Origin of the sequence: Pseudomonas sp. RIT778 (assembly GCF_019718735.1) — a bacterium.
GTDB lineage: Bacteria > Pseudomonadota > Gammaproteobacteria > Pseudomonadales > Pseudomonadaceae > Aquipseudomonas > Aquipseudomonas aphyarum.
The window spans coordinates 85,221-108,778 of record NZ_JAIHBA010000006.1 but is presented as its reverse complement, the minus strand read 5'-3'; the positions used below and the strand labels follow the sequence as shown (position 1 = coordinate 108,778).

The window sequence follows — 23,558 nt, the reverse complement described above, 5'->3', positions numbered from 1 at the left end:
GGTAACGCCATGAGCATCACCCAATTCAAGAACACCGCCACGTTGCAACTGGATGAGTCCAACCCGGTGGCCGTGCCGCTCGGCACGCCGGTGGCGATTGCCTCGACCACCAGCGTCGAGCGCGACGACGGCGTCGAAACCGGCGTCTGGGAATGCACCCCCGGTCGCTGGCGCCGGCAGATCACTGCTCAAGAGTTCTGCCATTTCATTTCCGGTCGCTGCACGTTCACACCGGACGACGGCGGCGAAACCCTGCACATACAAGGTGGCGACGCACTGATGTTGCCGGCCAACACGCTCGGGATCTGGGACATCGAAGAAACCGTGCGCAAGACCTATGTCCTGATTTTCTGACGTTTTGATCCTTTTGATTGCCTGCCAACAACAATAGCCAATACAGGAATCGATCCATGATCCGAAAGACCCTCGCGCTCGCACCCTTGATGCTCGCCGTTTCCCTCGCTCAGGCGGCGGATACGGTCAAGGTTTACAACTGGTCCGACTACATCGCGCCGGACACCGCCAAGAACTTCGAAAAGGCCAGCGGCATTGGCGTCACCTATGACGTCTACGACAGCAACGAAACCCTCGACGGCAAGTTGATGACCGGCAAATCCGGTTACGACGTGGTGTTTCCGTCCAACCACTTCATGGCGCGGCAGATCGAAGGCGGGGCCCTGAAGAAGCTCGACAAGAGCCAGTTGCCCAACTGGAAGAACCTCAACCCGGTGTTGCTCAAGGCCTTACAGACCAACGATCCGGGCAACGAACACGGCTTTCCGTACCTGTGGGGCAGCACCGGCATCGGCTACAACATCGCCAAGGTCAAGGCCGTGCTGGGTGACAACGCGCCGGTGGACTCCTGGGATCTGATCTTCAAACCCGAATACATGGAAAAACTGCAGAAATGCGGCGTGGCGATCCTCGACAACGGCCCGGAACTGCTGCCGGCGGCGCTCAACTACCTGGGTTTGCCGCATCACAGCAAGAATCCCGAGGACTACAAGAAGGCTGAAGCGCTGCTGATGAAAGTGCGGCCGTATGTCAGCTACTTCCATTCCTCGAAATACACCAGCGATCTGGCCAACGGCGACATCTGCGTGGCGGTCGGTTTCTCCGGCGACATCCTGCAAGCGGAAAACCGCGCCAAAGAAGCGAAGAACGGCATCGAAATCGGCTACGAGATTCCCAAGGAAGGCGCCGCCATCTGGTTCGACATGGTCGCCATGCCCGCCGACGCACCGGACGAGAAGGCCGGCTACGCGTTCATGAACTACCTGCTGCAGCCCGACGTGATGGCCGGCATCAGCAACTACGTGCACTACGCCAATGGCAATGAGCAGGCCGACAGCCTGATCGACCCGGCGATCAAGAATGACACCAAGGTTTATCCGAGCCCGGAAATGATGGGCAAGCTGTTCGCACTGGAAGCGATGCCGCTGAACATCGACCGGATCCGCACGCGGGTGTGGAACAAGATTCGCACTGGCAGCTGAAAAAAACAGGCGAGGGCGGTACAGCCCTCGCCTGATATGCACTGTTGAATCAACTTGATATCAAACCACTGGCATTGCACTGATAAAGTGCAGCAAAGTGAGACGCTGCTAACAAAATACAACTTACCGATATTTAATATTTAAATAAGAAATCGTCAGACAATTAGGCAAATTCACCACACTTACAAACTTCTTTCGGCGGCACGCGCTTTGTTTACGGGAGTTTTCCGGAACAGTTCAATTTGATCTCAAAAAAACGCTAGACGTTAGATTTCAAATTGTGTCAGGTTTCTTACGCCTTCATTGGGCGAGTGATAGGACAATCTCGCCAGAGGTTGTCGCTATCGGACAAAAACTGTTCCATTGCTAAACAAGGAAGTGTGTTTATGTCGAAAGTAAAAGCTAATGCTGTTGATACCGCCGAACAGGCTTTCCAGCTGGGCGCGGCGCCGCAACCTCTGGCAGCGACCAGTACGGCGTATAACCAGATCAATAGCTTCAGCCATCAGTACGATCGTGGCGGCAACCTCACGGTCAATGGCAAACCCTCCTTCTCCGTCGACCAGGCCGCAACCCAGTTGCTGCGCGACGGCGCTGCCTACCAGGACAAGGATGGCAGCGGCAAGATCGAACTCACCTACACGTTCCTGACTTCGGTATCGTCCAGCACGATGAACAAGCACGGGATCACCGGGTTCAGTCAGTTCAGTGCTCAACAGAAAGCCCAGGCCGTGCTCGCCATGCAATCCTGGGCCGACGTGGCCAATGTCACCTTCACCGAGAAAGCCTCGGGCGGTGATGGCCACATGACGTTCGCCAACTACAGCGGTGGTGTGGACGGCGCAGCAGCGTTCGCCTACCTGCCGGGTACCGGTCCGGGTTACGACGGCACTTCGTGGTACTTGATCAACAGCGGTTACACGCAGAACAAGACCCCGGACCTGAACAACTACGGTCGTCAGACCCTGACCCACGAAATCGGCCACACCCTTGGCCTGGCGCACCCGGGCGACTACAACGCCGGCAACGGCAACCCGACCTACAACGACGCGACCTACGGGCAAGACACCCGCGGCTACAGCGTCATGAGCTACTGGAGCGAAAGCAACACCAGCCAGAACTTCAGCAAGGGCGGCGTGGAAGCCTATTCCTCCGGCCCGCTGATGGATGACATCGCAGCGATCCAGAAACTCTACGGCGCCAACATGACCACCCGTACCGGTGACACCACCTACGGCTTCAACTCCAACGCCGGTCGCGATTTCCTCAGCGCCTCGTCGTCGGCCGACAAGCTGGTGTTCTCGGTGTGGGATGCGGGCGGCAAGGACACCTTCGACTTCTCGGGTTTCACCCAGAACCAGAAGATCAACCTCAATGAAGCCTCGTTCTCCGACGTTGGCGGCCTGGTGGGCAACGTGTCCATCGCCAAGGGCGTCACCATCGAGAACGCGATCGGCGGTTCGGGCAACGACCTGCTGATCGGCAACAGCGCGGCCAACGAGCTCAAGGGCGGTGCCGGCAACGACATCATCTGGGGCGCCGGCGGTGCCGACAAGCTGTGGGGCGGCGCGGGTTCGGACACCTTTGTGTTCGCGGCCAGCTCCGACTCCAAGCCGGGTGCGATCGATCAGATCCTCGATTTCGTCAGCGGTCTGGACAAAATCGACCTGACCGGTATCACCAAGGGCGCAGGCCTGCACTTCGTCAGCGCCTTCACCGGCGCGGCGGGTGATGCGGTTCTGACGTCCTCGGGCGGCAACAGCCTGCTGTCGGTGGACTTCTCCGGTCACGGCGTGGCTGATTTCCAGGTCAGCACCGTTGGCCAGGCAGCCACCAGCGACATCGTGGCGTGATGTAACACGGGAAAGCGGCGCGTCGTGCGCCGCTTTCTTCACTTGCATCGCCGTGACCGGTAAGCAAGGCTACGTGCCGGAGTGAAATTTCCTATGAACCAATTCGCTTTTACCCGCAAAGCGGCGGCGTATCTGTTGCCGATGCTGATGATGATTTCTGGAGAAACAACCATGGCAAGCAGCCTGAGACTCGAAGACCCATCGGTATTTGCCGGACAGTGGCAAGCGACCCTGAGCGACCGCAACGACGCTCCAGAGGCCCAGGCTTTGCAGGACAAACCGTCGAACACTTGTCTTATCGACCTTGAAGCCAACCAGACGCTGGGCAACGGTGCCGATTGCCTGAGCGCGTGGCTGCAAGACAGCGCCATCGGCTGGTTCCCCGATCCGGACGGTCTGTCGATCACCGGCAAGGAAGGCTCAAGAATCCAGTTTTTCAGCCGACAACGTGATGGGCTTTATCTGAGCACTTTGAAGTCGGGCCTGGTGATTACACTCAAGCGTGCTGTACAGCAACCTTGATGACCGAAACCGACTGACAGTTTAAATATAAAGCACCCCGTTACAGTTATAAGCCATAGCGCAATAACACGCAGGCCGGTGTTAATCGGCAAAGTTGTTATTGAAGTGTAAGCAAGTACTGGCGGTGTATGTCCCGCACTCAATGCGGACAATTAATTGAAGTCTCGCCAAGCAGGGCGGGAAATACCATTTCAGGAATAATCAATGAAGATGGCGAAGGCCCCAGCCACCGCTCCCTTATTCAAGGCATTGGGTGACTATAAAAGCATTCTGATCAGCGTCGGATGCTTTACCGCACTGATTAACGTGCTGATGCTGGTGCCCTCCATATATATGCTTCAGGTCTATGACCGGGTGCTGTCTTCGCAGAACGAAACCACCCTGGCGATGCTGTCGCTGATGGTCGTCGGTTTCTTCGCCTTCATTGGTCTGCTGGAAGTGGTGCGCAGCTTTATCGTGATCCGCATCGGCAGCCAGCTCGAGCGCCGTTTCAATCTGCGGGTCTATCAGGCGGCGTTCGAGCGCAACCTGTTCAAGGGCGAGGGCAACGCCGGGCAGTCCCTGGGCGACCTGACCCACATTCGCCAGTTCGTCACCGGGCCTGCGCTGTTCGCGTTCTTCGATGCGCCTTGGTTCCCGGTCTACCTGTTCGTGATTTACCTGTTCAACGTCTGGCTCGGCGTGCTCGCCACGGCGGGTGCGTTGTTGCTGATCGCGCTGGCGTGCCTGAACGAATACATGACCAAAAAGCCGCTGGGCGAAGCCGCCGGCTTCTCGCAGAAATCCAGCCAGTTGGCCACCAGCCACCTGCACAACGCCGAAACCATTCAAGCCATGGGCATGCTCGGCGCCTTGCGCAAACGTTGGTTCCAGGTGCATTCGCGCTTTCTCGGTCTGCAAAATCAGGCCAGCGACACCGGCGCGGTGATCAGCTCGCTGAGCAAGACCCTGCGTCTGTGCCTGCAATCGCTGGTGCTGGGCCTTGGCGCACTGCTGGTGATCAAGGGCGACATGACCGCCGGGATGATGATCGCCGGCTCCATCCTGATGGGCAGGGTGTTGAGCCCGATCGACCAGTTGATTGCCGTGTGGAAGCAGTGGAGCGGCGCGAAGCTGGCTTACCGTCGCCTCGATGCGCTGCTGCAAGCCTTCCCGCCGAGCGATGACGCCATGGCGCTGCCGGCGCCGAAGGGCCAGATCACCTTCGAGCAAGTCAGCGCCGGCCCTCCGGGTCAACGTGCTGCGACCCTGCATATGGTCAACTTCAACCTGGCGGCCGGTGAAGTGCTCGGCGTGCTGGGTGCCTCCGGCTCCGGCAAATCGACTCTGGCGCGAGTGTTGGTCGGTGTATGGCCGGCCTTGGGCGGCACGGTGCGTCTGGACGGCGCCGACATCCACCGCTGGAACCGCGATCAGCTCGGCCCGTACATCGGCTATCTGCCGCAGGACATCGAGCTGTTCAGCGGCAGCATCGCCGAGAACATCGCCCGCTTCAGCGAAGCCGATCCGCAAAAGGTCGTGGCCGCTGCGCAACAGGCCGGCGTGCACGAACTGATCCTGCGCATGCCGCAAGGCTACGACACCCAACTGGGCGAGGACGGCAGCGGTTTGTCCGGCGGCCAGAAACAGCGCGTGGCCCTGGCCCGTGCGCTGTACGGCAACCCGAGCCTGGTGGTGCTGGACGAGCCGAATTCCAACCTCGACACCGTCGGCGAAGCTGCGTTGTCCAGCGCGATTGTGCAGCTCAAGGCCCAAGGCACCACCGTGGTGCTGGTGACCCACCGTTCTTCGGTACTGGCCCAGGCCGACAAGCTGCTGGTGCTCAACGACGGTCGCCTGCAAGCCTTCGGCCCGAGCCACGATGTGCTCAAGGCGCTGTCCGCAAACCAGCCCGGCAATCAGCCCGGCAACCCATCACAACAAAATGAAAAACCTGCGCAAGCACCGGCCGGGCTCAGCATGAGCCGACAGTATCAGCCGACGACAAGGAATTCGGGTGTATGAGCAGCGCGAGCATGAACACGCAAAACGAAGCAACCATGGAACACGCGTACATCACCGAACGCCCGGAGCGCGATGCGAAGTTCTTCGCCCGCATGGGCTGGATTCTGGCGCTGGTCGGTGCTGGCAGTTTCTTCACCTGGGCGGCATTGGCGCCGCTGGATCAAGGCATTCCGGTACAAGGCACCGTGGTGGTGTCGGGCAAGCGAAAGGCCGTGCAGTCGATGAGCAGCGGCGTGGTCAGCCGGATTCTGGTACGCGAAGGCGAAATCGTGAAACAGGGCCAGCCGCTGTTCCGCCTCGACCAGACCCAGGTCGCCGCCGACGTGCAATCGCTGCAGGCGCAATACCGCATGGCCTGGGCCAGCCTCGCACGTTGGCAGGCCGAGCGTGACAACCTCAAGCAAGTGACCTTCCCGGCAGAACTGAGCGACAACGCCGATCCGCGCCTGGCGCTGGTACTGGAAGGCCAGCGGCAATTGTTCAGCAGCCGCCGCGAAGCGTTCTCCCGCGAGCAAGCCGCACTGCGCGCCAGTATCGAAGGCGCCACCGCGCAACTGGCAGGCATGCGCCGCGCGCGTACCGACCTCAACGCGCAGGCTGACTCGCTGCAACAGCAGTTGAGCAACCTGCAACCGCTGGCCGACAACGGCTACATCCCGCGCAACCGCTTGATGGAATACCAGCGTCAGCTGTCGCAGGTTCAGCAGCAACTCGCCGAGAACACCGGCGAAAGTGGCCGAGTGGAGCAGGGCATCCTTGAGTCCCGCCTGAAGCTGCAACAACACGGTGAGGAATACCAGAAGGAAGTCCGCACCCAGCTGGCCGACGCGCAACTGAAAAGCGTCACGCTGTCCGAGCAACTGACTTCCGCCGGTTTCGACCTGCAACACAGCGAAATCCTCGCCACCGCCGATGGCGTGGCGGTCAACCTCGGCGTGCACACCGAAGGCGCCGTGGTCCGTCAGGGCGAAACCCTGCTGGAAATCGTCCCGCAGGGCACGCGCCTGGAAGTCGAAGGGCACCTGCCGATCAACCTGATCGACAAGGTCGGTACGCACTTGCCGGTCGACATCCTGTTCACCGCGTTCAACCAGAGCAAGACGCCACGGGTTCCCGGCGAAGTCAGCCTGATTTCCGCCGACCAGATGGTCGACGAGAAAACCGGCGTGCCGTACTACGTGTTGCGCAGCAGCGTCAGCGATCAGGCCATGGAAAAACTCAACGGTCTGGTGATCAAACCCGGCATGCCGGCGGAAATGTTCGTGCGCACTGGCGAACGTTCACTCCTCAACTACCTGTTCAAGCCGCTGCTCGACCGCGCCGGTTCCGCGTTGACCGAAGAATAAGGATGTTCCGCTGTATGAATAAGCTTTCCATGCTGGCGGCAGCGTTCGCGCTGCTCGCGGGCAACAGTGCAGTGGCGGCCATGGGGCCGTTCGAGATCTACGAACAGGCGTTGCGCAATGACCCGGTGTTCCTCGGTGCGATCAAGGAGCGCGACGCCGGCCTTGAAAACCGCGCCATCGGCCGCGCCGGCCTGTTGCCGAAACTGGGTTACAACTACAACAAGGGTCGCAACTCGTCGAAAGCCACTTCACTCGACTCCCGCGCCCGCAACAACACTGACGAGCGTAACTACAGCAGTTACGGCTCGAGCCTGACCCTGCAACAACCGTTGCTCGATTACGAAGCCTACGCGGCGTATCGCAAGGGCGTAGCCCAGTCGCTGTTTGCCGACGAAAACTTTCGCGGCAAGAGCCAGGAACTGCTGGTTCGCGTACTGGATAACTACACCAAGGCCTTGTTTGCCCAGGATCAGATCGACATTGCGCAGGCCAAGAAGAAGGCCTACGAACAGCAGTTCCAGCAGAACGAGCACATGTTCAAGCAGGGCGAGGGCACTCGCACCGACATCCTCGAAGCCGAGTCGCGTTACGAACTGGCGACCGCCGAGGAAATCGAGGCCCGCGACGAGCAGGACGCCGCGCTACGGGAGCTGGGCGCATTGGTAGGCGTGCCGGCGATGGACATCAGTGATCTGGCACCGCTGGATCAGAACTTCCAGACATTCGCCTTGATGCCGGCCAATTACGACACCTGGCACGAGCTGGCGGTCAGCAACAACCCGAACCTCGCGTCCCAGCGTCAGGCGGTGGAAGTGGCGCGTTATGAAGTCGAGCGCAATCGCGCCGGGCACCTGCCGAAAGTCAGCGCTTACGCCACGATGCGCCAGAACGAATCGGAAAGCGGCAACACCTACAACCAGCGTTACGAAACCAACACCATCGGTTTCGAAGTCAGCGTGCCGCTGTATGCCGGCGGCGGGGTGTCAGCCTCGACCCGTCAGGCCAGCCGCACCATGGAACAGGCCGAGTACGAACTGGACGGCAAGACCCGCGAGACGCTGATCGAATTGCGTCGCCAGTTCAGCGCCTGCCTGTCCGGAGTCAACAAGCTGCGCGCCTATCAAAAGGCCCTGGCCTCGGCCGAAGCGCTGGTGGTGTCGACCAAGCAAAGCATTCTCGGTGGGGAGCGAACCAACCTCGACGCACTGAACGCCGAACAACAACTATTTACCACCCGCCGTGATTTGGCTCAGGCACGCTATGACTACCTCATGGCCTGGACCAAATTGCATTACTACGCGGGCACCTTGAGCGAACAGGATCTGGCGCGGGTGGACGAGGCCTTCGGACAGGGCCCACGGACGCAATAACACCGTAGCTTCATCGCAAAAAGCTTCGACCCAAAACAACAAAAAGAGTGGTGAACATGGACGTACGCATCAAGCCGGTTTCGGTCGGCACCCTGCTGCTTGTGATTTCTGCAACCCAGGCTCAGGCCCAGTACCTCGAAGCCGGCAAACCCGGCGATCCCGCCAGTTGGCGCAGCGCCGAATTCCTGCGTGACTGGGGCCTGGGCCGAATGCAGGCCGATCAGGCCTACGCCGCCGGCATCACCGGCAAGGGCGTGAAGATCGGCGCGCTGGACTCCGGTTTCGACGCCGCCCATCCCGAGTTCGCCAGCGACCGTTATCACCCGGTACTGGCCAGCGGCAGTTACATCGACGGCACGCTGTTCAATGTCAACGGCACCCTCAATCCGAACAACGATTCCCACGGCACCCACGTGGTCGGCACCATGGGCGCGTCCCGTGACGGCACCGGCATGCATGGCGTGGCGTACAACGCGCAGATCTACGTCGGCAACACCAACAAGAACGACAGTTTTCTGTTCGGCCCCAACCCCGATCCGCGCTACTTCAAAGCGGTGTACGACGCCCTGGCCGACGCCGGTGTGCGGGCGATCAACAACAGTTGGGGCAGCCAGCCGCCGGATGTCAGCTATCGAACCCTCGCGGATCTGCACGCCGCTTACGCCCAGCACTGGAACAAAGGCACCTGGCTCGACGCAGCGGCGGACGTTTCCCGTCGTGGCGTGATCAACGTGTTCAGCGCCGGCAACAGCGGCTACCCGAATGCCAGCGTACGTTCGGCGCTGCCGTACTTTCAGCCGGATCTGGAAGGCCACTGGCTGGCGGTTTCGGGACTCGATCAAAGCAATCAGCAGAAGTACAACCAGTGCGGCATCGCCAAATACTGGTGCATCACCACGCCGGGGGCGAAGATCGACAGCACCATTCCCGACGGCGGTTATGCGATCAAGTCTGGCACCTCGATGGCCGCGCCGCACGCCACCGGGGCACTGGCGCTGGTGATGGAACGCTACCCGTACATGAACAATCAGCAGGCTCTCGAAGTGCTGCTGACCACCGCCACCCAACTCGACGGTTCGGTGACCGACGCACCGACCGAGCGAGTCGGCTGGGGCGTGGCCAACCTGTACCGGGCGATGCGCGGGCCGGGGCAATTGCTTGGTGCTTTCGACGCGAATCTGGCGGCCGGGCAAAGCGACGTCTGGAGCAATGACATCAGCGATAAAGCGCTGATCCAGCGCCGGGGCGAAGACCTCGCCGAACACAGCGCCTGGCAGCAAACCCTGCAAAGCAAAGGCTGGCAGAACGGCGTGCCGACCGGCGCCAGCCAGCAGGATCAGACTGATTACGCCGTGGGCATGGCCCGTGACGCAGCAGCTTCCGCTCGGGTTTATCAAGGCAGTCTGATCAAGTCCGGCGACGGGCGACTGATTCTGACCGGTGAAAACACTTATCGCGGGCCGACCACGGTCAATGGCGGTCTGCTGACGGTGAACGGATCGCTGACCTCGGCCGTGACCGTCAATGACGGCGGTACCCTCGGCGGCTCCGGACGAATCGGCGCGTTGACCGCCAACAGCGGCGGCCGGGTGGCTCCGGGCAATTCGATCGGTACTTTGAATATCGCCGGTGACGTGACCTTCGCGCCGGGTTCGACCTACGCCGTGGAGTTGTCTCCCACCAGCAGCGACCGCATCGTTGCCGGCGGCACAGCGTCCATCAACAGCGCTACCGTCAGCCTGTCGCTGGAAAACAGCCCGACGCTGCTCAGCACCACCGAGACCAGAAGCCTGCTCGGCCGGCAGTACGACATTCTGCAAGCGGCGGGTGGCATTCAGGGGCGGTTCGGTGCGGTGCTGCCGGATTATCTGTTCATCGGTGGCAGCCTGGCCTACAGCGGTAACGGCATCGGCTTGAATGTCGAGCGCAACGCGACTTCGTTCGCCAGCGTCGGCCAGACACCGAATCAGCGCTCCGTGGCCACTGCCGTCGAAGGACTGGGCGCGGGCAATTCCGTGTACGAAAGCCTGCTGTTGTCGGCCACCGCCAGTGATGCGCAACAAGCCTTTCAACAGTTGAGCGGTGAAATCTACCCGGCCCTTGGCTCCGTGCTGATCAACGACAGCCGGCAACTGCGCGACGCCATCGGTTTACGCCTGCACGATGCGCAAGCCACGCAAAGCAACGGCTGGATCAAGGCCCTCGGCGCCTGGGGCAGCACCGATTCGCGCCACGACACCGCCGGTTACAGCACCTCCATTGGTGGGCTGCTGGCCGGTGTCGACGGAGCGCTGGACGAGCAGACCCGCATCGGTCTGCTCACCGGTTACAGCGACAGTTCGCTGAGCATGGGTTCGGGCACGCATTCTTCGGCCAAGGTCGACAGCTATCACCTCGGCGCCTACGCGGGTCACGACATCGGCGCCTGGCGCCTGAGCACCGGCGCCGCTTACAGCTGGCACCGCGTCGATGTGAAACGCGACTTGCAGTACGGCAACGTCAGCGCCAAGCAGAAAGCCAAGGTCGATGCCGCCACCACCCAGGTATTCGGCGAAGCGGCTTATCGACTGAACCTGCAACCGCTGGCCCTGGAGCCGTTCGCCAACCTGGCCTACGTGCATCTCGACACCGACGGCTTCACCGAGAAGGGCGACGCGGCCGCGCTGAAAAGCGGCGACGACCAGCGCGACGCGGTGTTGAGCACCCTCGGTGTGCGGGCGATCAAGACCTTTGACCTGCCGTCCGCGCAGAAGCTGCAAGTGAGCGGGCATCTGGGCTGGCAGCACAGCCTGACCGACATCGAATCCGAACAGCATTTGCGTTTCGCCAGCGGCAGTGCGCCGTACACGGTCGAAAGCTCGCCACTGGTGCGCGACGCCGCGCTGGTCGGCGTGCAGGCCAGCCTGGCACTGACCCGCGACGTGCGGGTGAACCTCGATTACACCGGACAACTGGCCAGCCGCGAGAAGCAACACGGCGTGGGCCTGAGCCTGAACTGGCAGTTTTGATTGATCGCAACTGATCGTTCCCACGCTCCCGCGTGGGAATGCAGCCCGTGACGCTCCGCGTCACTGGACGCGGAGCGTCCCTAGAGGCATTCCCACGCAGAGCGTGGGAACGATCAACGGGGAAGGCGTGGGAACGATCACTTCAATAGACGGATTTTTCGCAACATCACTAAGGAAGGTCGCTGGATGAAAAACAACAACACCCCCGCGCAATCGGGTGGATGCTTTCGCCTGAAAACTCTCAACGTCGCCTTGCTCTGCGCGATGACCACCTGGGGCAGCGCACACGCGGCGCCCTACGTGGAAAGCGGTCGGGCAGGGGATCCGGGCAGTTGGCGCAGTGCCGAGTTCAAGGCCGACTGGGGCCTGGGCGCCATCGGCGCGGATTACGCCTACGCCGCCGGTTACACCGGTAAAGGCGTGAAACTGGGAATTTTCGACCAACCGGTCTACGCCGCGCACCCGGAGTTTTCCGGCAGCAACAAGGTCATCACCCTGGTGACCTCGGGGATCCGCGAATACACCGACCCGTACATCCCGGTCAAAGCGGGGGACGCGTTCCGCTATGACGGTTCGCCCTCGGTCGGTTCCGACGGCAAACTCGGCGCCCACGGCACCCACGTTGGCGGTATCGCTGCCGGCAGCCGTGACGGCGGGCCGATGCACGGTGTGGCGTTCGGCGCGCAGATCATCAGCGCCGACAACGGCGACCCAGGCCCGGAAGACGGCATCGTGCGCGGCAACGACGGCGCGGTGTACAAGGCCGGCTGGGATGCGCTGATTGCCAGCGGCGCGCGGATCATCAACAACAGCTGGGGCATCGGCATCACCGACCGTTTTGACCTCGGCGGCCGTGACCCTGCGTACCCGCACTTCACCGTCAACGACGCGCAATTGCAGTTCAACGAGATCCGCACACTGCTGGGCACCAAACCCGGCGGCGCCTATGACGGCGCAATCGCCGCCGCGCGCAGCGGGATCGTGACGATTTTCGCGGCGGGCAACGACTACAACCTGAACAACCCGGACGCCATCGCCGGCCTCGGTTACTTCGTGCCGGACATCGCGCCGAACTGGATCACCGTCGCCGCATTGCAGAGAAACCCGGATCAGGCCAGCGCCAATCCGTACATCATGAGTGCGTTCTCTTCGCGCTGCGGCTACACCGCCAGTTTCTGCGTCTCGGCACCGGGCACGCAGATCTACAGTTCGATCATCGAAGGTACCAACGCCGACAACCTGACCACCGGCTACAAGAACTACAACGGCACCTCGATGGCCGCGCCGCACGTGGCCGGTTCCATGGCGGTGCTGATGGAGCGCTTCCCGTACATGTCCGGCGATCAGGTCGCCAGCGTGTTGCGCACCACGGCCACCGACCTCGGCGCACCGGGCATCGACGCCCTGTATGGCTGGGGCATGATCAACCTGCGCAAGGGCATCGACGGCCCGGCGATGTTCGTCACCGAGCAGGACATTCCTGAAGAATTCCGCATCCAGGGCGCCTACGGTTCCGGCCAGTTCGTGGCCGATCTGCCAGGCATCGGCGCGATCATCGATGCGGGCAAACCCACCGAGCGCGTGTGCAACGACATCACCTGCGGCCTCGACACCTGGCGCAACGACATCTCCGGCCATGGTGGTCTGACCAAACAAGGCATCGGCACCCTGGTGCTGACCGGCACCAACACCTACAGCGGCCCGACTCTGGTCAATCAGGGGCGACTGGCAATCAATGGCTCGCTGCAATCGGCGGTGACGGTCAATGACGGCGGCATCCTCGGCGGTAACGGCCGGATCGGTGCGCTGACCGCCAACAGTGGCGGCACCGTGGCGCCGGGCAATTCCATCGGCACCTTGAACGTGGCCGGTGACGTGACCTTCGCACCGGGTTCGACCTATGCGGTGGAAGTGTCGCCGACCAGCAGCGACCGCATCGTCGCCGGCGGCAAAGCGGTGATCGAAGGCGCAACCGTGACCATGTCGCTGGAAAACAGCCCGACGCTGTTGACCACCGGTGAAGTGAAAAGCCTGCTCGGCACCCAGTTCAACATCTTGCAGGCAGCGGGCGGCATTGAAGGGCAGTTCGGACAAGTGTTGCCCGACTACGCGTTCCTCGGCGGCACCCTGGCGTACTCGGCAAGCGGTGTGCAACTGGACGTCGGTCGTAATGGCGCCTCATTCGCCAGTGTCGGCCTGACGCCGAACCAGCGTGCTGTCGGTGCTGCCGCCGAACGCCTCGGCGCCGGCAATGCGTTGTTCGAAACCCTGTTGCTGTCGCCGTCGGCGGCCGCTGCGCAGGATGCCTTCCAGCAACTGTCCGGCGAGATTCACCCGGCCATCGGCACGCTGCTGATCAACGACAGCCGCTACCTGCGCGATGCCGTGGGCGAACGTCTGCGCGAGCGTGACCTATTCGATGCCGGCGCGCCGACCGATGACCGCAGCAACGCCTGGCTCAAAGTGCTGGGCGCCTGGGGCAAGAGCGATGGCGGGTCGAAATACGCCGATTCCACCAGCTCCATCGGCGGCCTGCTGGCCGGTGTCGACGGCTTGATCGCTGAAGATACCCGTCTGGGTTTCGTTACTGGTTATAGCGACAGCTCGTTGAGCATGGGCGAGGGTACGCATTCGTCGGCTTCGGTCGATAGCTATCACCTGGGCGCGTACCTGGGGCATCAGATCGATGCACTGCGTCTGACCGCCGGTGCGGCTTACAGCTGGCATCGCATCGACGTCAAACGTGACCTGCAGTTCGGTGGCGTCAGCGGCAAACAGAAAACCAAGCGCGATGCGACCACCGCGCAACTGTTCACCGAAGCGGCCTACGACCTGGGCCTGCAACCGATGAACCTGGAGCCGTTCGCCAATCTGGCCTACGTGCACCTCAACAGCGACAGCTTCACCGAGAAGGGTGATGCCGCCGCACTGAAGGGCGGCGAAGACAACCGCGACGTGGTGTTGTCGACCCTCGGTGTGCGGGCCAAACGCACGTTTGCCCTGTCGGAGAAACACCAGCTGGAACTGGGCGCAAGCCTGGGCTGGCAGCACAATCTGAGCAGCGTGGATTCCGACAGTCACTTGGCCTTCGTCAATGGCAACAGTGCATTCACCGTGCAAAGTGTGTCGATGGATCGAGATGCAGCGGTAGTCGGCGTGCGCGCCGGGCTGGCGCTCAATCGCGATGTCCGGGTCAACCTGGACTACAACGGGCTGATCGGCTCCAACGAAAAGGACCACGGTGTGGGCCTGACGCTGGACTGGCAGTTCTAAGAGGTAGCGGCAGTTCTTTCGAGAACTGCCGTTTTTGAAAGGAAGAGAGAGCACAACATGGGATTGTTCGATTACAAAAATGCCGACGGCAAAGCGCTGTACAGCGACGCCATCGCCCTGACGCTGTATGCCTACACGCCGACCGGGCAGGCCTTGCCCGGCACTGGCTGGAAGCCGATCGGCGCCACCGCGCTGGGCTATCAGGGCAAGGTCGGGGCGCAGGGCACGTTCTTCGGCGAGAAGGACGGTTTCACCAGCGCCGAAGCCGAAGTGCTCGGCAAGTACGACGCCGCAGGCAAGCTGATCGGCATCGGCGTGGCCTTCCGGGGCACCGGCGGGCTGGGTTACAGCGACACCTTCGGCGACATGAAAAACAATCTGCTGGCCGCCATCGGCCCGACGGATTACGCCACCCAGTACGCGAAAAATGCTTTCGACAACCTGCTCAAATCGGTGGCGGCTTTCGCCATCGCCCACGGCATCGCGGCCAAGGACGTGCTGGTCAGCGGCCACAGCCTCGGCGGTCTCGGGGTCAACAGCGTGGCGGAGTTGAGCGCGAGCAACTGGGGTGGGTTCTTCAAGGACGCCAACTACATTTCGTTCGCCTCGCCGACCCAGAGCAGCACCGGCACCAACGTGCTGAACATCGGTTACGAGAACGACCCGGTGTTCCGCGTGCTCGACGGCACCACGTTCAGTACTGCGTCGATGGGCAAGCACGACAAGCCGCACGACTCGACCACCGACAACATCGTCAACTTCAACGACAACTACGCGTCCACCGCGCAGAACTTGGTGCCATTCAGCATCGCCAATCCGCTGAACTGGTCGGCCCACAGCTCGCTGGGGTATGCCGACGGACTGAACCGGGTGATCGCGTCGAAGTTCTACGGCCTGACGCACAAGGATTCGACGATCATCGTCTCCAACCTTGAGGAAGCGTCGCGGGGCAAGACCTGGGTCGAGGATCTGGGCCGCAGCGGCGAGCCGCACACCGGCAGCACGTTCATCATCGGCACCGACAGCGGTGACTGGCTCAAGGGCGGGGCGGGCAACGACTTCCTCGAAGGCCTGGGCGGCGATGACCGTTTCCGTGACGACGGCGGCTTCAACATCCTGCTCGGTGGCCAGGGCCACAACACCTTCGAGCTGCAAAAGCCGTTGCAGAACTTCAGCTTCGCCAACGACGGCGACGGCACGCTGTACGTGCGTGACGCCTACGGCGGCATCAGCATGACCCGTGACATCGGCGCGCTGGTGAGCAAGGAGTCGGGCTCGTGGTGGGGCAGCAAGGAAATCACCTGGACCGTCACCGCCAAAGGCCTGGCCAACGGTGCCGAACTGACCCAGTACAACCATTCGCTCAGCGGCGGCGCCATGGGCGACACCCTCAAAGCCACCGCTGACGGCGACTGGCTGTTCGGCCTGGGCGGCAACGATCACCTGCAAAGCGACAAGGCCCACGTGACCTTCGTCGGCGGTGCCGGCAACGACGTGATGAGCGCGGTGGGTGGCAATAACACCTTCCTGTTCAGCGGCGCCTTCGGCTTCGACGCGATCAATGGCTACCAGGGCAGCGACAAACTGGTGTTCATGGGCGTCGAAGGCGCGGGGCAGGGCTACGACTACAAGCAACACGCGTCGCAGTCCGGAAGCGATACCGTGCTGAAGATTGGCGACTTTGCCGTGACGCTGGTCGGGGTAGGTGTGGCTAACCTGTCGGATTCGAGTTTCGTCTTCGCCTGACAAACGAAAGTTGTACTGAAATGCTCCGGGGCGCCTCGGGAGGGGCGTTCTGGTTGTGAGCTATCTCTGAACAATTCCAACAAAGAGAGAGGCAACAGCAATGGGTGTGTATGACTACAAGAATTTCGGTACGGCGGAATCCAAGGCGCTGTTCAGCGACGCCATGGCAATTACGCTGTATTCCTACCACAACCTCGATAACGGCTTTGCCGTCGGTTATCAGCACAACGGCTTCGGCCTCGGCTTGCCGGCCACGCTGGTGACCGCGCTGATCGGTGGCACGGATTCCCAGGGGGTGATCCCCGGCATTCCGTGGAACCCCGATTCGGAAAAAGCCGCACTCGACGCGGTGAAAAAAGCCGGCTGGACCCCGATCACCGCCTCGCAACTGGGTTACGAGGGCAAGACCGATGCCCGCGGCACCTTCTTCGGCGAAAAGGCCGGCTACACCAGCGCCCAAGTGGAAATCCTCGGCAAATACGACGCTCAGGGCCATCTCACCGAAATCGGTATCGCCTTTCGCGGCACCAGCGGCCCACGGGAAATCCTGATCGGCGATTCCATCGGTGACGTGATCAACGACTTGCTCGCTGCATTCGGGCCCAAGGATTACGCCAAGAACTACGTCGGCGAAGCCTTCGGCAACCTGATGAACGATGTGGTGGCGTTTGCCAAGGCCAACGGCCTCACCGGCAAGGACGTGCTGGTCAGCGGTCACAGCCTCGGCGGGCTGGCGGTCAACAGCATGGCGGATTTGAGCACGAGTAAATGGGGCGGGTTCTTCCAGGACTCCAACTACATCGCCTACGCCTCGCCGACCCAGAGCAGCACCGACAAGGTGCTCAACGTCGGCTACGAAAACGATCCGGTGTTCCGCGCCCTCGACGGCTCGACCTTCACCGGCGCCTCGCTCGGCGTGCACGACGCGCCCAAGGAGTCGGCGACCGACAACATCGTCAGCTTCAACGACCACTACGCCTCGGCGGCGTGGAACGTGCTGCCGTTTTCGATCGTCAACATTCCGACCTGGATCTCGCATCTGCCGACCGCTTATGGCGACGGCATGAACCGGGTGATCGAGTCGAAGTTCTACGACCTGACCAGCAAGGACTCGACGATCATCGTCGCCAACCTGTCGGATCCGGCGCGGGCCAACACCTGGGTGCAGGACCTGAACCGCAACGCCGAAACCCACAAGGGCAGCACCTTCATCATCGGCAGCGACGCCAATGACCTGATCCAGGGCGGCAGCGGCAACGATTATCTGGAAGGCCGCGCCGGCAACGACACGTTCCGCGACGGCGGGGGCTACAACATTCTGCTCGGCGGCTCGGGCAACAACACTCTGGAGTTGCAGAAGTCGGTCAATAGCTTCCATTTCGCCAATGACGGCGCCGGCAACCTGTACATCCGCGATGCCAACGGCGGGATCAGCATCACCCGTGACATCGGCAGCATCGTCACCAAGGAGCCGGGTTTCCTCTGGGGCCTGTTCAAGGACGACGTGACCCACAGCGTCACAGCGACCGGTCTGAAGGTCGGCAACAACGTCACCCAGTACGAATCGAGCGTGAAGGGCACCGGCGGCGCCGACACCCTCAAGGCCAAGGCCAGCGGTGACTGGCTGTTCGGTCTGGACGGCAACGACCATCTGATCGGCGGGACGGGCAACGACGTGTTCGTCGGCGGCGCCGGCAATGATCTGATGGAGTCGGGCGGCGGGGCGGATACCTTCCTGTTCAGCGGCGCGTTCGGTCAGGATCGCGTGGTGGGTTACACCGCTAACGACAAACTGGTGTTCCTCGGCGTGCAGGGCGTGTTGCCAAACGACGACTTCCGCGCCCATGCCACGGCGGTGGGGCAGGATACGGTGCTGAAATTCGGCGCTGATTCGGTAACGCTGGTCGGGGTTGCGTTGAACAGCCTGAGTGCCGACGGGATTGTGATCGCCTGACGGTAAGGGTGGGGAGGGGCGCGCTCCTCCCCATATCAAAAGTGACTCACCAGCCATTCCCTGACTCCAATCCCTGCACCAACAGGAAATGCGGCCTAAAGCCATGACGGCAACGTTCGTCATCCAAGGGTCGCCAACGAGTACAGGAGATTCACACGTGAAAGGTTTCAAGAGGTTTATCGGTATCGCGGGACTGGCGCTGCTGTCGGCCAATGCCTGGGCTGATCTGCCTCACAGCTCGATTCTGAGCCGCTATGGCGTCACCACCGATCAACTGCCAAAACCGGCCGAAAGTGATGACGTCAAACCCGTCGAAGAGAAAAGCCGCTTTCATATCCAGCCCGAACAACCGTTCGTGACCGTTCGCATCGGCGAAAACAATGAGCCGGAGATGACCGGCAACCTGAGCATCGATCGCATGGCGCAGCAGGAGCGTCAGCGCTGCCAGCGCTTGCAGGAAGAAATGGTCCGGCGCGGCGAGCGCGCGCTGAACTGCGACGGCTCCCTACCGGGCATGGCATTACCCCGCTGATCAATGCAAAAAAGGCTGCGCTCCTACAGGAACGCAGCCTTTTTTGATGGGGTAACCGTCAGTCTTCCTTGCGCACCGTGGCCACTTCGTCGGCACGTACGCGGACTTTGGCGCCGGAAATATCCTTGAACTCGTAGAAGCCGTCCTCGTTTTTGGTATCGGGCATGTCCTCGGTCAGGTACTGGGTGCCGTTCTGCAGGGTGACCACCGTCGGGGTCGAGCAACCGGCCAGGGTCAGCAGGGCTGCAACAGCCAACGGAATCCCGAGAGTCTTGATTTTCATAAGCAGCGTTCCTGTTCATTTCGACCATTGTCGGCCTCTAACGCGGTTGGTGCCATTACGCCGGGAAAAGTTCGATGGCCACCTGAAAAAATCCGCAATGAAGGTGCCATTGATCTTTTTCCGTTTGCGCCCGCCGAGGCAGGCTGGTATCTGTACGCATAACCAGTACTCGCTTGCCATGGCCCCGAAATCACCGTGACTGCCAATCCCCTTGACGACCCGTTCTATTACCTCAACAACTTCCGCCAGGTGCTTGATTGGCTTGAGCTTCGTTACGCCGATGTCATGAGCGAAGCGGAGCACGCCTTCATCCGCGACTTCAAGGCACTGCCGCGCGGATCCCAGGGATTGCTGGTACGGATGGTGATGCGCAAGGGCGTGCATTTTCGTGCCGGTAAGCTGAATTATCCGGAAATCGGCGACATCGCCGAAGCGGCGCAACCGCTGCTGGAGCAGGGCTGGCTCGATGAACAGGCGCCGTTGTCGATGGCGGATCTGTTCGAGGTGTTGCTCAAGGCCGAGATCCTGCAAGCCTTCGGCCCGGCCATCGATCAGCCCCGAGGCAAGAAAGTCGACTGGTTGCCGCTGCTGCACGAACAATTCCCCGAGCCCCGCAGTTTCCTGCAATGGTGCCCGGCGCTGGCGGATCGGCTGTTCAGCCTGACGCTGATGGACCTGTGCGACCGTTTTCGCCTGATGTTCTTCGGCAACCTCTATCAGGACTGGTCGGAGTTCGTGCTCGCCGACCTCGGCATCTTCACTTATGAAAAAGTTGAATTCAGCGCTGATTCCCGGGGCTTGCGCAGCCGTGCCGACGTCGATGCCTGCCTGTTTCTGCACGACTGCCAGCTGTATTTTGAAGCCGGCGAGCCGCTGGAGCCGATCGTCGAACAGGTCGCGGCGCTGCATTTCGACAACCCGTGGCTGCAACGCCGGCGCGGCAAGCTGTTGTTCCAGATCGGCCAATACTGCGAGCGCCTCGGCGAATTCGCTCTGGCCCTGAAGATCTATCGCGACTGCGCCTATCCCGGCGCACGGTTGCGGATGATCCGCGTGCTGGAGCGCAGCACCGAATATGCGTTGGCTCTGGAACTGGCGGTCATTGCCGAGCAGGCGCCGGAAACCGCCACCGAACAGCAGGGGCTGCAACGGGTGTTGCCACGCCTGCGGCGCAAGCTCGGCGGGCCACCGATCAAGCGCACGGCGCCCGGCCTGGTGGAGCGGCTGGACCTGCACCTGCCGCGTCTCGATCCGGCGTTGTCGGTGGAATATCACGTTCAGGCGCACCTGCATGAAGAAACAGGGCCGGTGCATTACGTGGAAAACAGCCTGATCAATTCACTGTTCGGCCTGCTGTGCTGGCCGGCGATCTTCGCGCCATTGCCGGGCGCATTCTTTCACCCGTTCCAACGCGGGCCGGTGGATCTGCTCAACGAAGACTTCCAGCCCCGACGCGCCGAGCTGTTTCAGGCCTGTCTGGCCGAACTCGACGATGGTCGCTATGCCGACACCATTCGCGCGCGGTTCGCCGCCAAATGGGGCGTGCAGTCGCCGTTCGTGTTCTGGGGCGCGCTCAATGAAGAGCTGCTGGAACAGGCGCTGGCCTGCCTGCCGGCCGAACATCTCAAGCACTGGTTCAGCCGTCTGCTGCTGGACATCAAGGCCAATCGCGCCGGCATGCCCGACCTGATCCAGTTCTGGCCGCAGCACAAGACCTACCGGATGATCGAAGTCAAAGGCCCCGGCGACCGCTTGCAGGACAACCAATTGCGCTGGCTGGAGTTCTGCAACACCCACCGCATGCCGGTCGCCGTGTGTTACGTGCAATGGGCGGAGCAGGGCGCTTGAGCTACAGCATCGCGGTGCGGGCGTTGTGCGAATTCACCGCGAAAACCGGTGACCTCGACTTGCGCTTCACCCCGTCACCGACCGCGCTGGAGGGAATTGCCGGGCATCGCACCGTGGCGTCCCGGCGCAACGACGCCTACCAGAGCGAAGTGGCACTGGAAGGCGCATTCGGGCCATTGAAGGTCAAGGGCAGGGCGGACGGCTACGACCCGACGCAGAACTGCCTGGAAGAGGTCAAAACCTACCGCGGCGATTTGAGCAAGCAACCGGCCAATCACCGTTCGCTGCATTGGGCCCAGGCGAAAATCTACGGCTGGTTGATGTGCTGTCGATTGCAGCTTGAGCAGATCAATCTGGCGCTGGTGTATTTCGACATCGTCACGGAAAAGGAAACCTGTCTGGTCGAGGCATTCAGCGCCGATACGCTGCGGCAGTTCTTCGAACAACAGTGCGGTTTGTTCCTGGCGTGGGCCGAACAGGAAATGTCCCACCGCGACGCGCGCAACCGGGCGGCGCAGCAGCTGGGTTTTCCCCATGCCACGTTTCGCCCCGGCCAGCGCCACCTTGCCGAATCGGTGTTCAAGGCTGTCAGCACCGGCCGCTGCCTGATGGCCCAGGCCCCGACCGGGATCGGCAAGACCCTCGGCACCCTGTTTCCGATGCTCAAGGCGTTGGCGCCGCAGCAACTGGACAAGGTCTACTTCCTCACCGCCAAGACACCCGGACGCAAACTGGCGCTGGACGCGGCGCAAGTGCTGTTCGATCACAGCGAAACCTTGCCCCTGCGGGTGCTGGAAATGGTCGCCCGGGACAAGGCCTGCGAACACCCGGACAAGGCTTGCCACGGCGAGTCCTGCCCGTTGGCCCAAGGCTTTTACGACCGCTTGCCCGCTGCCCGTGAGGCTGCCAGCCGATTGCGTCTGCTGGATCAGGCCGCCCTGCGAGACGTCGCGGCGCAGCACGCGGTGTGTCCGTATTACCTGAGCCAGGAAATGGCCCGCTGGGCCGACGTGGTGGTGGCGGACTACAACTATTACTTCGACTTCAGCGCGCTGCTGTTCGGCCTGGCCCAGTTCAACCAATGGAACGTTGCGGTGCTGGTGGACGAGTCGCATAACCTGGTCGAGCGCGGGCGGCAGATGTACAGCGCCACCCTCGATCAGGCGACACTGGGCAGCGTGCGCAAAACCGCCCCCGAGGCGTTGAAAAAATCGTTGCAACGGGTCAACCGTGAATGGAACACCCTGCACAATGACCAGCTGGCGCCGTATCAGGCCTACGACAAGGCGCCGGAAAAACTGCTGCAGGCGCTCTCTTCTTGCACGGCGAGCATCGGTGACTACCTCAACGATCACCCGCAAGGGCTCGACAGCGCCTTGCAGAACTTCTATTTCGAAATGCTGCAGTTCGGCCGGGTGGCGGAACTGTTCGACGCGCATTACCTGTTCGACATCAGCAAGCGCGACCTCGAACGCAAACGCCCGCTGTCACAACTGTGCCTGCGCAACGTGGTGCCGGCGGCGTTCATCGGCCCGCGCCTGACGGCGGCGCGCAGCAGCGTGCTGTTTTCCGCAACCCTCAGTCCGCGCCACTATTACGCGGATTTGCTCGGCACGCCGGCTGACACGGTCTGGATCGACGTCGAGTCGCCGTTCAGCGCCGAACAATTGCAGGTGCAGATCGTCAGCCGGATTTCCACGCGTTTCACGCACCGTCAGGCATCGCTGGAGCCGATTGTCGAGTTGATCGCCCGCCAGTTCAGCGAACGTCCGGGCAACTATCTGGCGTTCTTCAGCAGTTTCGATTACCTGCAACAGGTCGCACAGTTGCTGGCCGAGCGGCACCCGCACATCACCCGCTGGCAGCAATCCCGAGGCATGACCGAAGGAGCGCGCCAGGAATTTCTCGATCAATTCACCGCCGACAGCCAGGGCGTCGGTTTTGCCGTGCTCGGCGGCGCGTTCGGCGAAGGCATCGACCTGCCCGGCGCGCGGCTAATCGGCGCGTTCATCGCCACCCTCGGGCTGGCTCAGCTCAACCCGGTCAATGAACAGATGAAGCGGCGCATGGCCGCGATCTTCGGCGCCGGTTACGACTACACCTACCTGTTCCCCGGCGTGCAGAAAGTGGTACAGGCCGCCGGACGGGTGATCCGCACCCAGCAGGATCGCGGCGTGGTGATGCTGATCGATGATCGCTTTGCCGAAAGCCGGATCCGCCAGTTGCTGCCGCGCTGGTGGCAAATCGATCAAACAGAAGCGGCTGTCCATTCCACCGGTTTGACGCATACTCCTGTCATTGAGAATTTGCTTTGAGCCAAGCC

The 23,558-nt window shown here is 61.8% G+C and carries 15 protein-coding genes; 14 read left to right on the top strand and 1 reads right to left on the bottom strand.

The features are described 5' to 3' along the window. Positions 1 to 9 precede the first annotated feature (9 nt). The 12 genes from K5E37_RS05180 (at position 10) to K5E37_RS05125 (ending at position 19,104) form a co-directional block, all read left to right on the top strand. Entirely contained in the window at positions 10 to 354 is a 345-nt protein-coding gene (locus tag K5E37_RS05180) for a cupin domain-containing protein (RefSeq protein WP_011334089.1), read from the top strand. A gap of 56 nt (positions 355 to 410) precedes the next feature. Continuing rightward, on the top strand, positions 411 to 1,496 hold the full coding sequence (locus K5E37_RS05175; protein ID WP_007954580.1) for a polyamine ABC transporter substrate-binding protein: 1,086 nt from the start codon (positions 411 to 413) through the stop codon (positions 1,494 to 1,496). A 386-nt stretch (positions 1,497 to 1,882) separates the two neighbouring features. Further along, positions 1,883 to 3,349 (top strand): serralysin family metalloprotease, encoded by a 1,467-nt coding sequence (locus tag K5E37_RS05170; protein WP_007954582.1) that lies wholly within the window; start codon positions 1,883 to 1,885, stop codon positions 3,347 to 3,349. A gap of 93 nt (positions 3,350 to 3,442) precedes the next feature. Then, complete coding sequence (locus K5E37_RS05165; RefSeq protein ID WP_007954588.1) at positions 3,443 to 3,871, top strand: AprI/Inh family metalloprotease inhibitor; 429 nt, start codon at positions 3,443 to 3,445, stop codon at positions 3,869 to 3,871. Positions 3,872 to 4,075: 204 nt separating this feature from the next. Next, the gene (locus tag K5E37_RS05160; protein WP_221533301.1) at positions 4,076 to 5,875 is read left to right on the top strand and encodes a type I secretion system permease/ATPase; all 1,800 of its coding nucleotides are present in this window, start codon (positions 4,076 to 4,078) and stop codon (positions 5,873 to 5,875) included. Further along, the gene (locus K5E37_RS05155; RefSeq protein ID WP_085603749.1) at positions 5,872 to 7,221 is read left to right on the top strand and encodes an HlyD family type I secretion periplasmic adaptor subunit; all 1,350 of its coding nucleotides are present in this window, start codon (positions 5,872 to 5,874) and stop codon (positions 7,219 to 7,221) included. The genes K5E37_RS05160 and K5E37_RS05155 overlap by 4 nt, the downstream gene beginning before the upstream one ends. 2 nt (positions 7,222 to 7,223) lie before the next feature. After that, positions 7,224 to 8,591 (top strand): TolC family outer membrane protein, encoded by a 1,368-nt coding sequence (locus K5E37_RS05150; protein ID WP_221533300.1) that lies wholly within the window; start codon positions 7,224 to 7,226, stop codon positions 8,589 to 8,591. A 56-nt stretch (positions 8,592 to 8,647) separates the two neighbouring features. After that, positions 8,648 to 11,599 carry an autotransporter serine protease gene (locus tag K5E37_RS05145; protein ID WP_221533299.1) on the top strand — a complete coding sequence of 984 codons (2,952 nt, stop codon included), beginning with the start codon at positions 8,648 to 8,650 and terminating at the stop codon, positions 11,597 to 11,599. 186 nt (positions 11,600 to 11,785) lie between these two features. Then, positions 11,786 to 14,872, top strand: coding sequence for an autotransporter serine protease (locus K5E37_RS05140; protein WP_221533298.1), 3,087 nt, complete (start codon positions 11,786 to 11,788; stop codon positions 14,870 to 14,872). Positions 14,873 to 14,929: 57 nt separating this feature from the next. Further along, on the top strand, positions 14,930 to 16,618 hold the full coding sequence (locus K5E37_RS05135; RefSeq protein WP_221533297.1) for a polyurethanase: 1,689 nt from the start codon (positions 14,930 to 14,932) through the stop codon (positions 16,616 to 16,618). 100 nt (positions 16,619 to 16,718) lie between these two features. Then, positions 16,719 to 18,572 carry a polyurethanase gene (locus K5E37_RS05130; RefSeq protein ID WP_221533296.1) on the top strand — a complete coding sequence of 618 codons (1,854 nt, stop codon included), beginning with the start codon at positions 16,719 to 16,721 and terminating at the stop codon, positions 18,570 to 18,572. A gap of 157 nt (positions 18,573 to 18,729) precedes the next feature. Continuing rightward, positions 18,730 to 19,104: a hypothetical protein gene (locus tag K5E37_RS05125; protein WP_221533295.1), complete on the top strand. Its 375-nt coding sequence runs from the start codon at positions 18,730 to 18,732 to the stop codon at positions 19,102 to 19,104. A 58-nt stretch (positions 19,105 to 19,162) separates the two neighbouring features. On the opposite strand, the gene K5E37_RS05120 is transcribed toward K5E37_RS05125, so the two are convergent. After that, the gene (locus tag K5E37_RS05120; RefSeq protein ID WP_011334101.1) at positions 19,163 to 19,387 is read right to left on the bottom strand and encodes a YgdI/YgdR family lipoprotein; all 225 of its coding nucleotides are present in this window, start codon (positions 19,385 to 19,387) and stop codon (positions 19,163 to 19,165) included. A 195-nt stretch (positions 19,388 to 19,582) separates the two neighbouring features. On the opposite strand from K5E37_RS05120, the gene K5E37_RS05115 reads away from it, so the two are divergent. Together K5E37_RS05115 and K5E37_RS05110 are read left to right on the top strand one after the other, a co-directional pair. Beyond that, positions 19,583 to 21,235, top strand: coding sequence for a VRR-NUC domain-containing protein (locus tag K5E37_RS05115; RefSeq protein WP_221533294.1), 1,653 nt, complete (start codon positions 19,583 to 19,585; stop codon positions 21,233 to 21,235). Continuing rightward, the gene (locus K5E37_RS05110; protein WP_221533293.1) at positions 21,232 to 23,550 is read left to right on the top strand and encodes an ATP-dependent DNA helicase; all 2,319 of its coding nucleotides are present in this window, start codon (positions 21,232 to 21,234) and stop codon (positions 23,548 to 23,550) included. Before K5E37_RS05115 ends, K5E37_RS05110 begins: the two co-directional genes overlap by 4 nt. Positions 23,551 to 23,558: the final 8 nt, after the last annotated feature.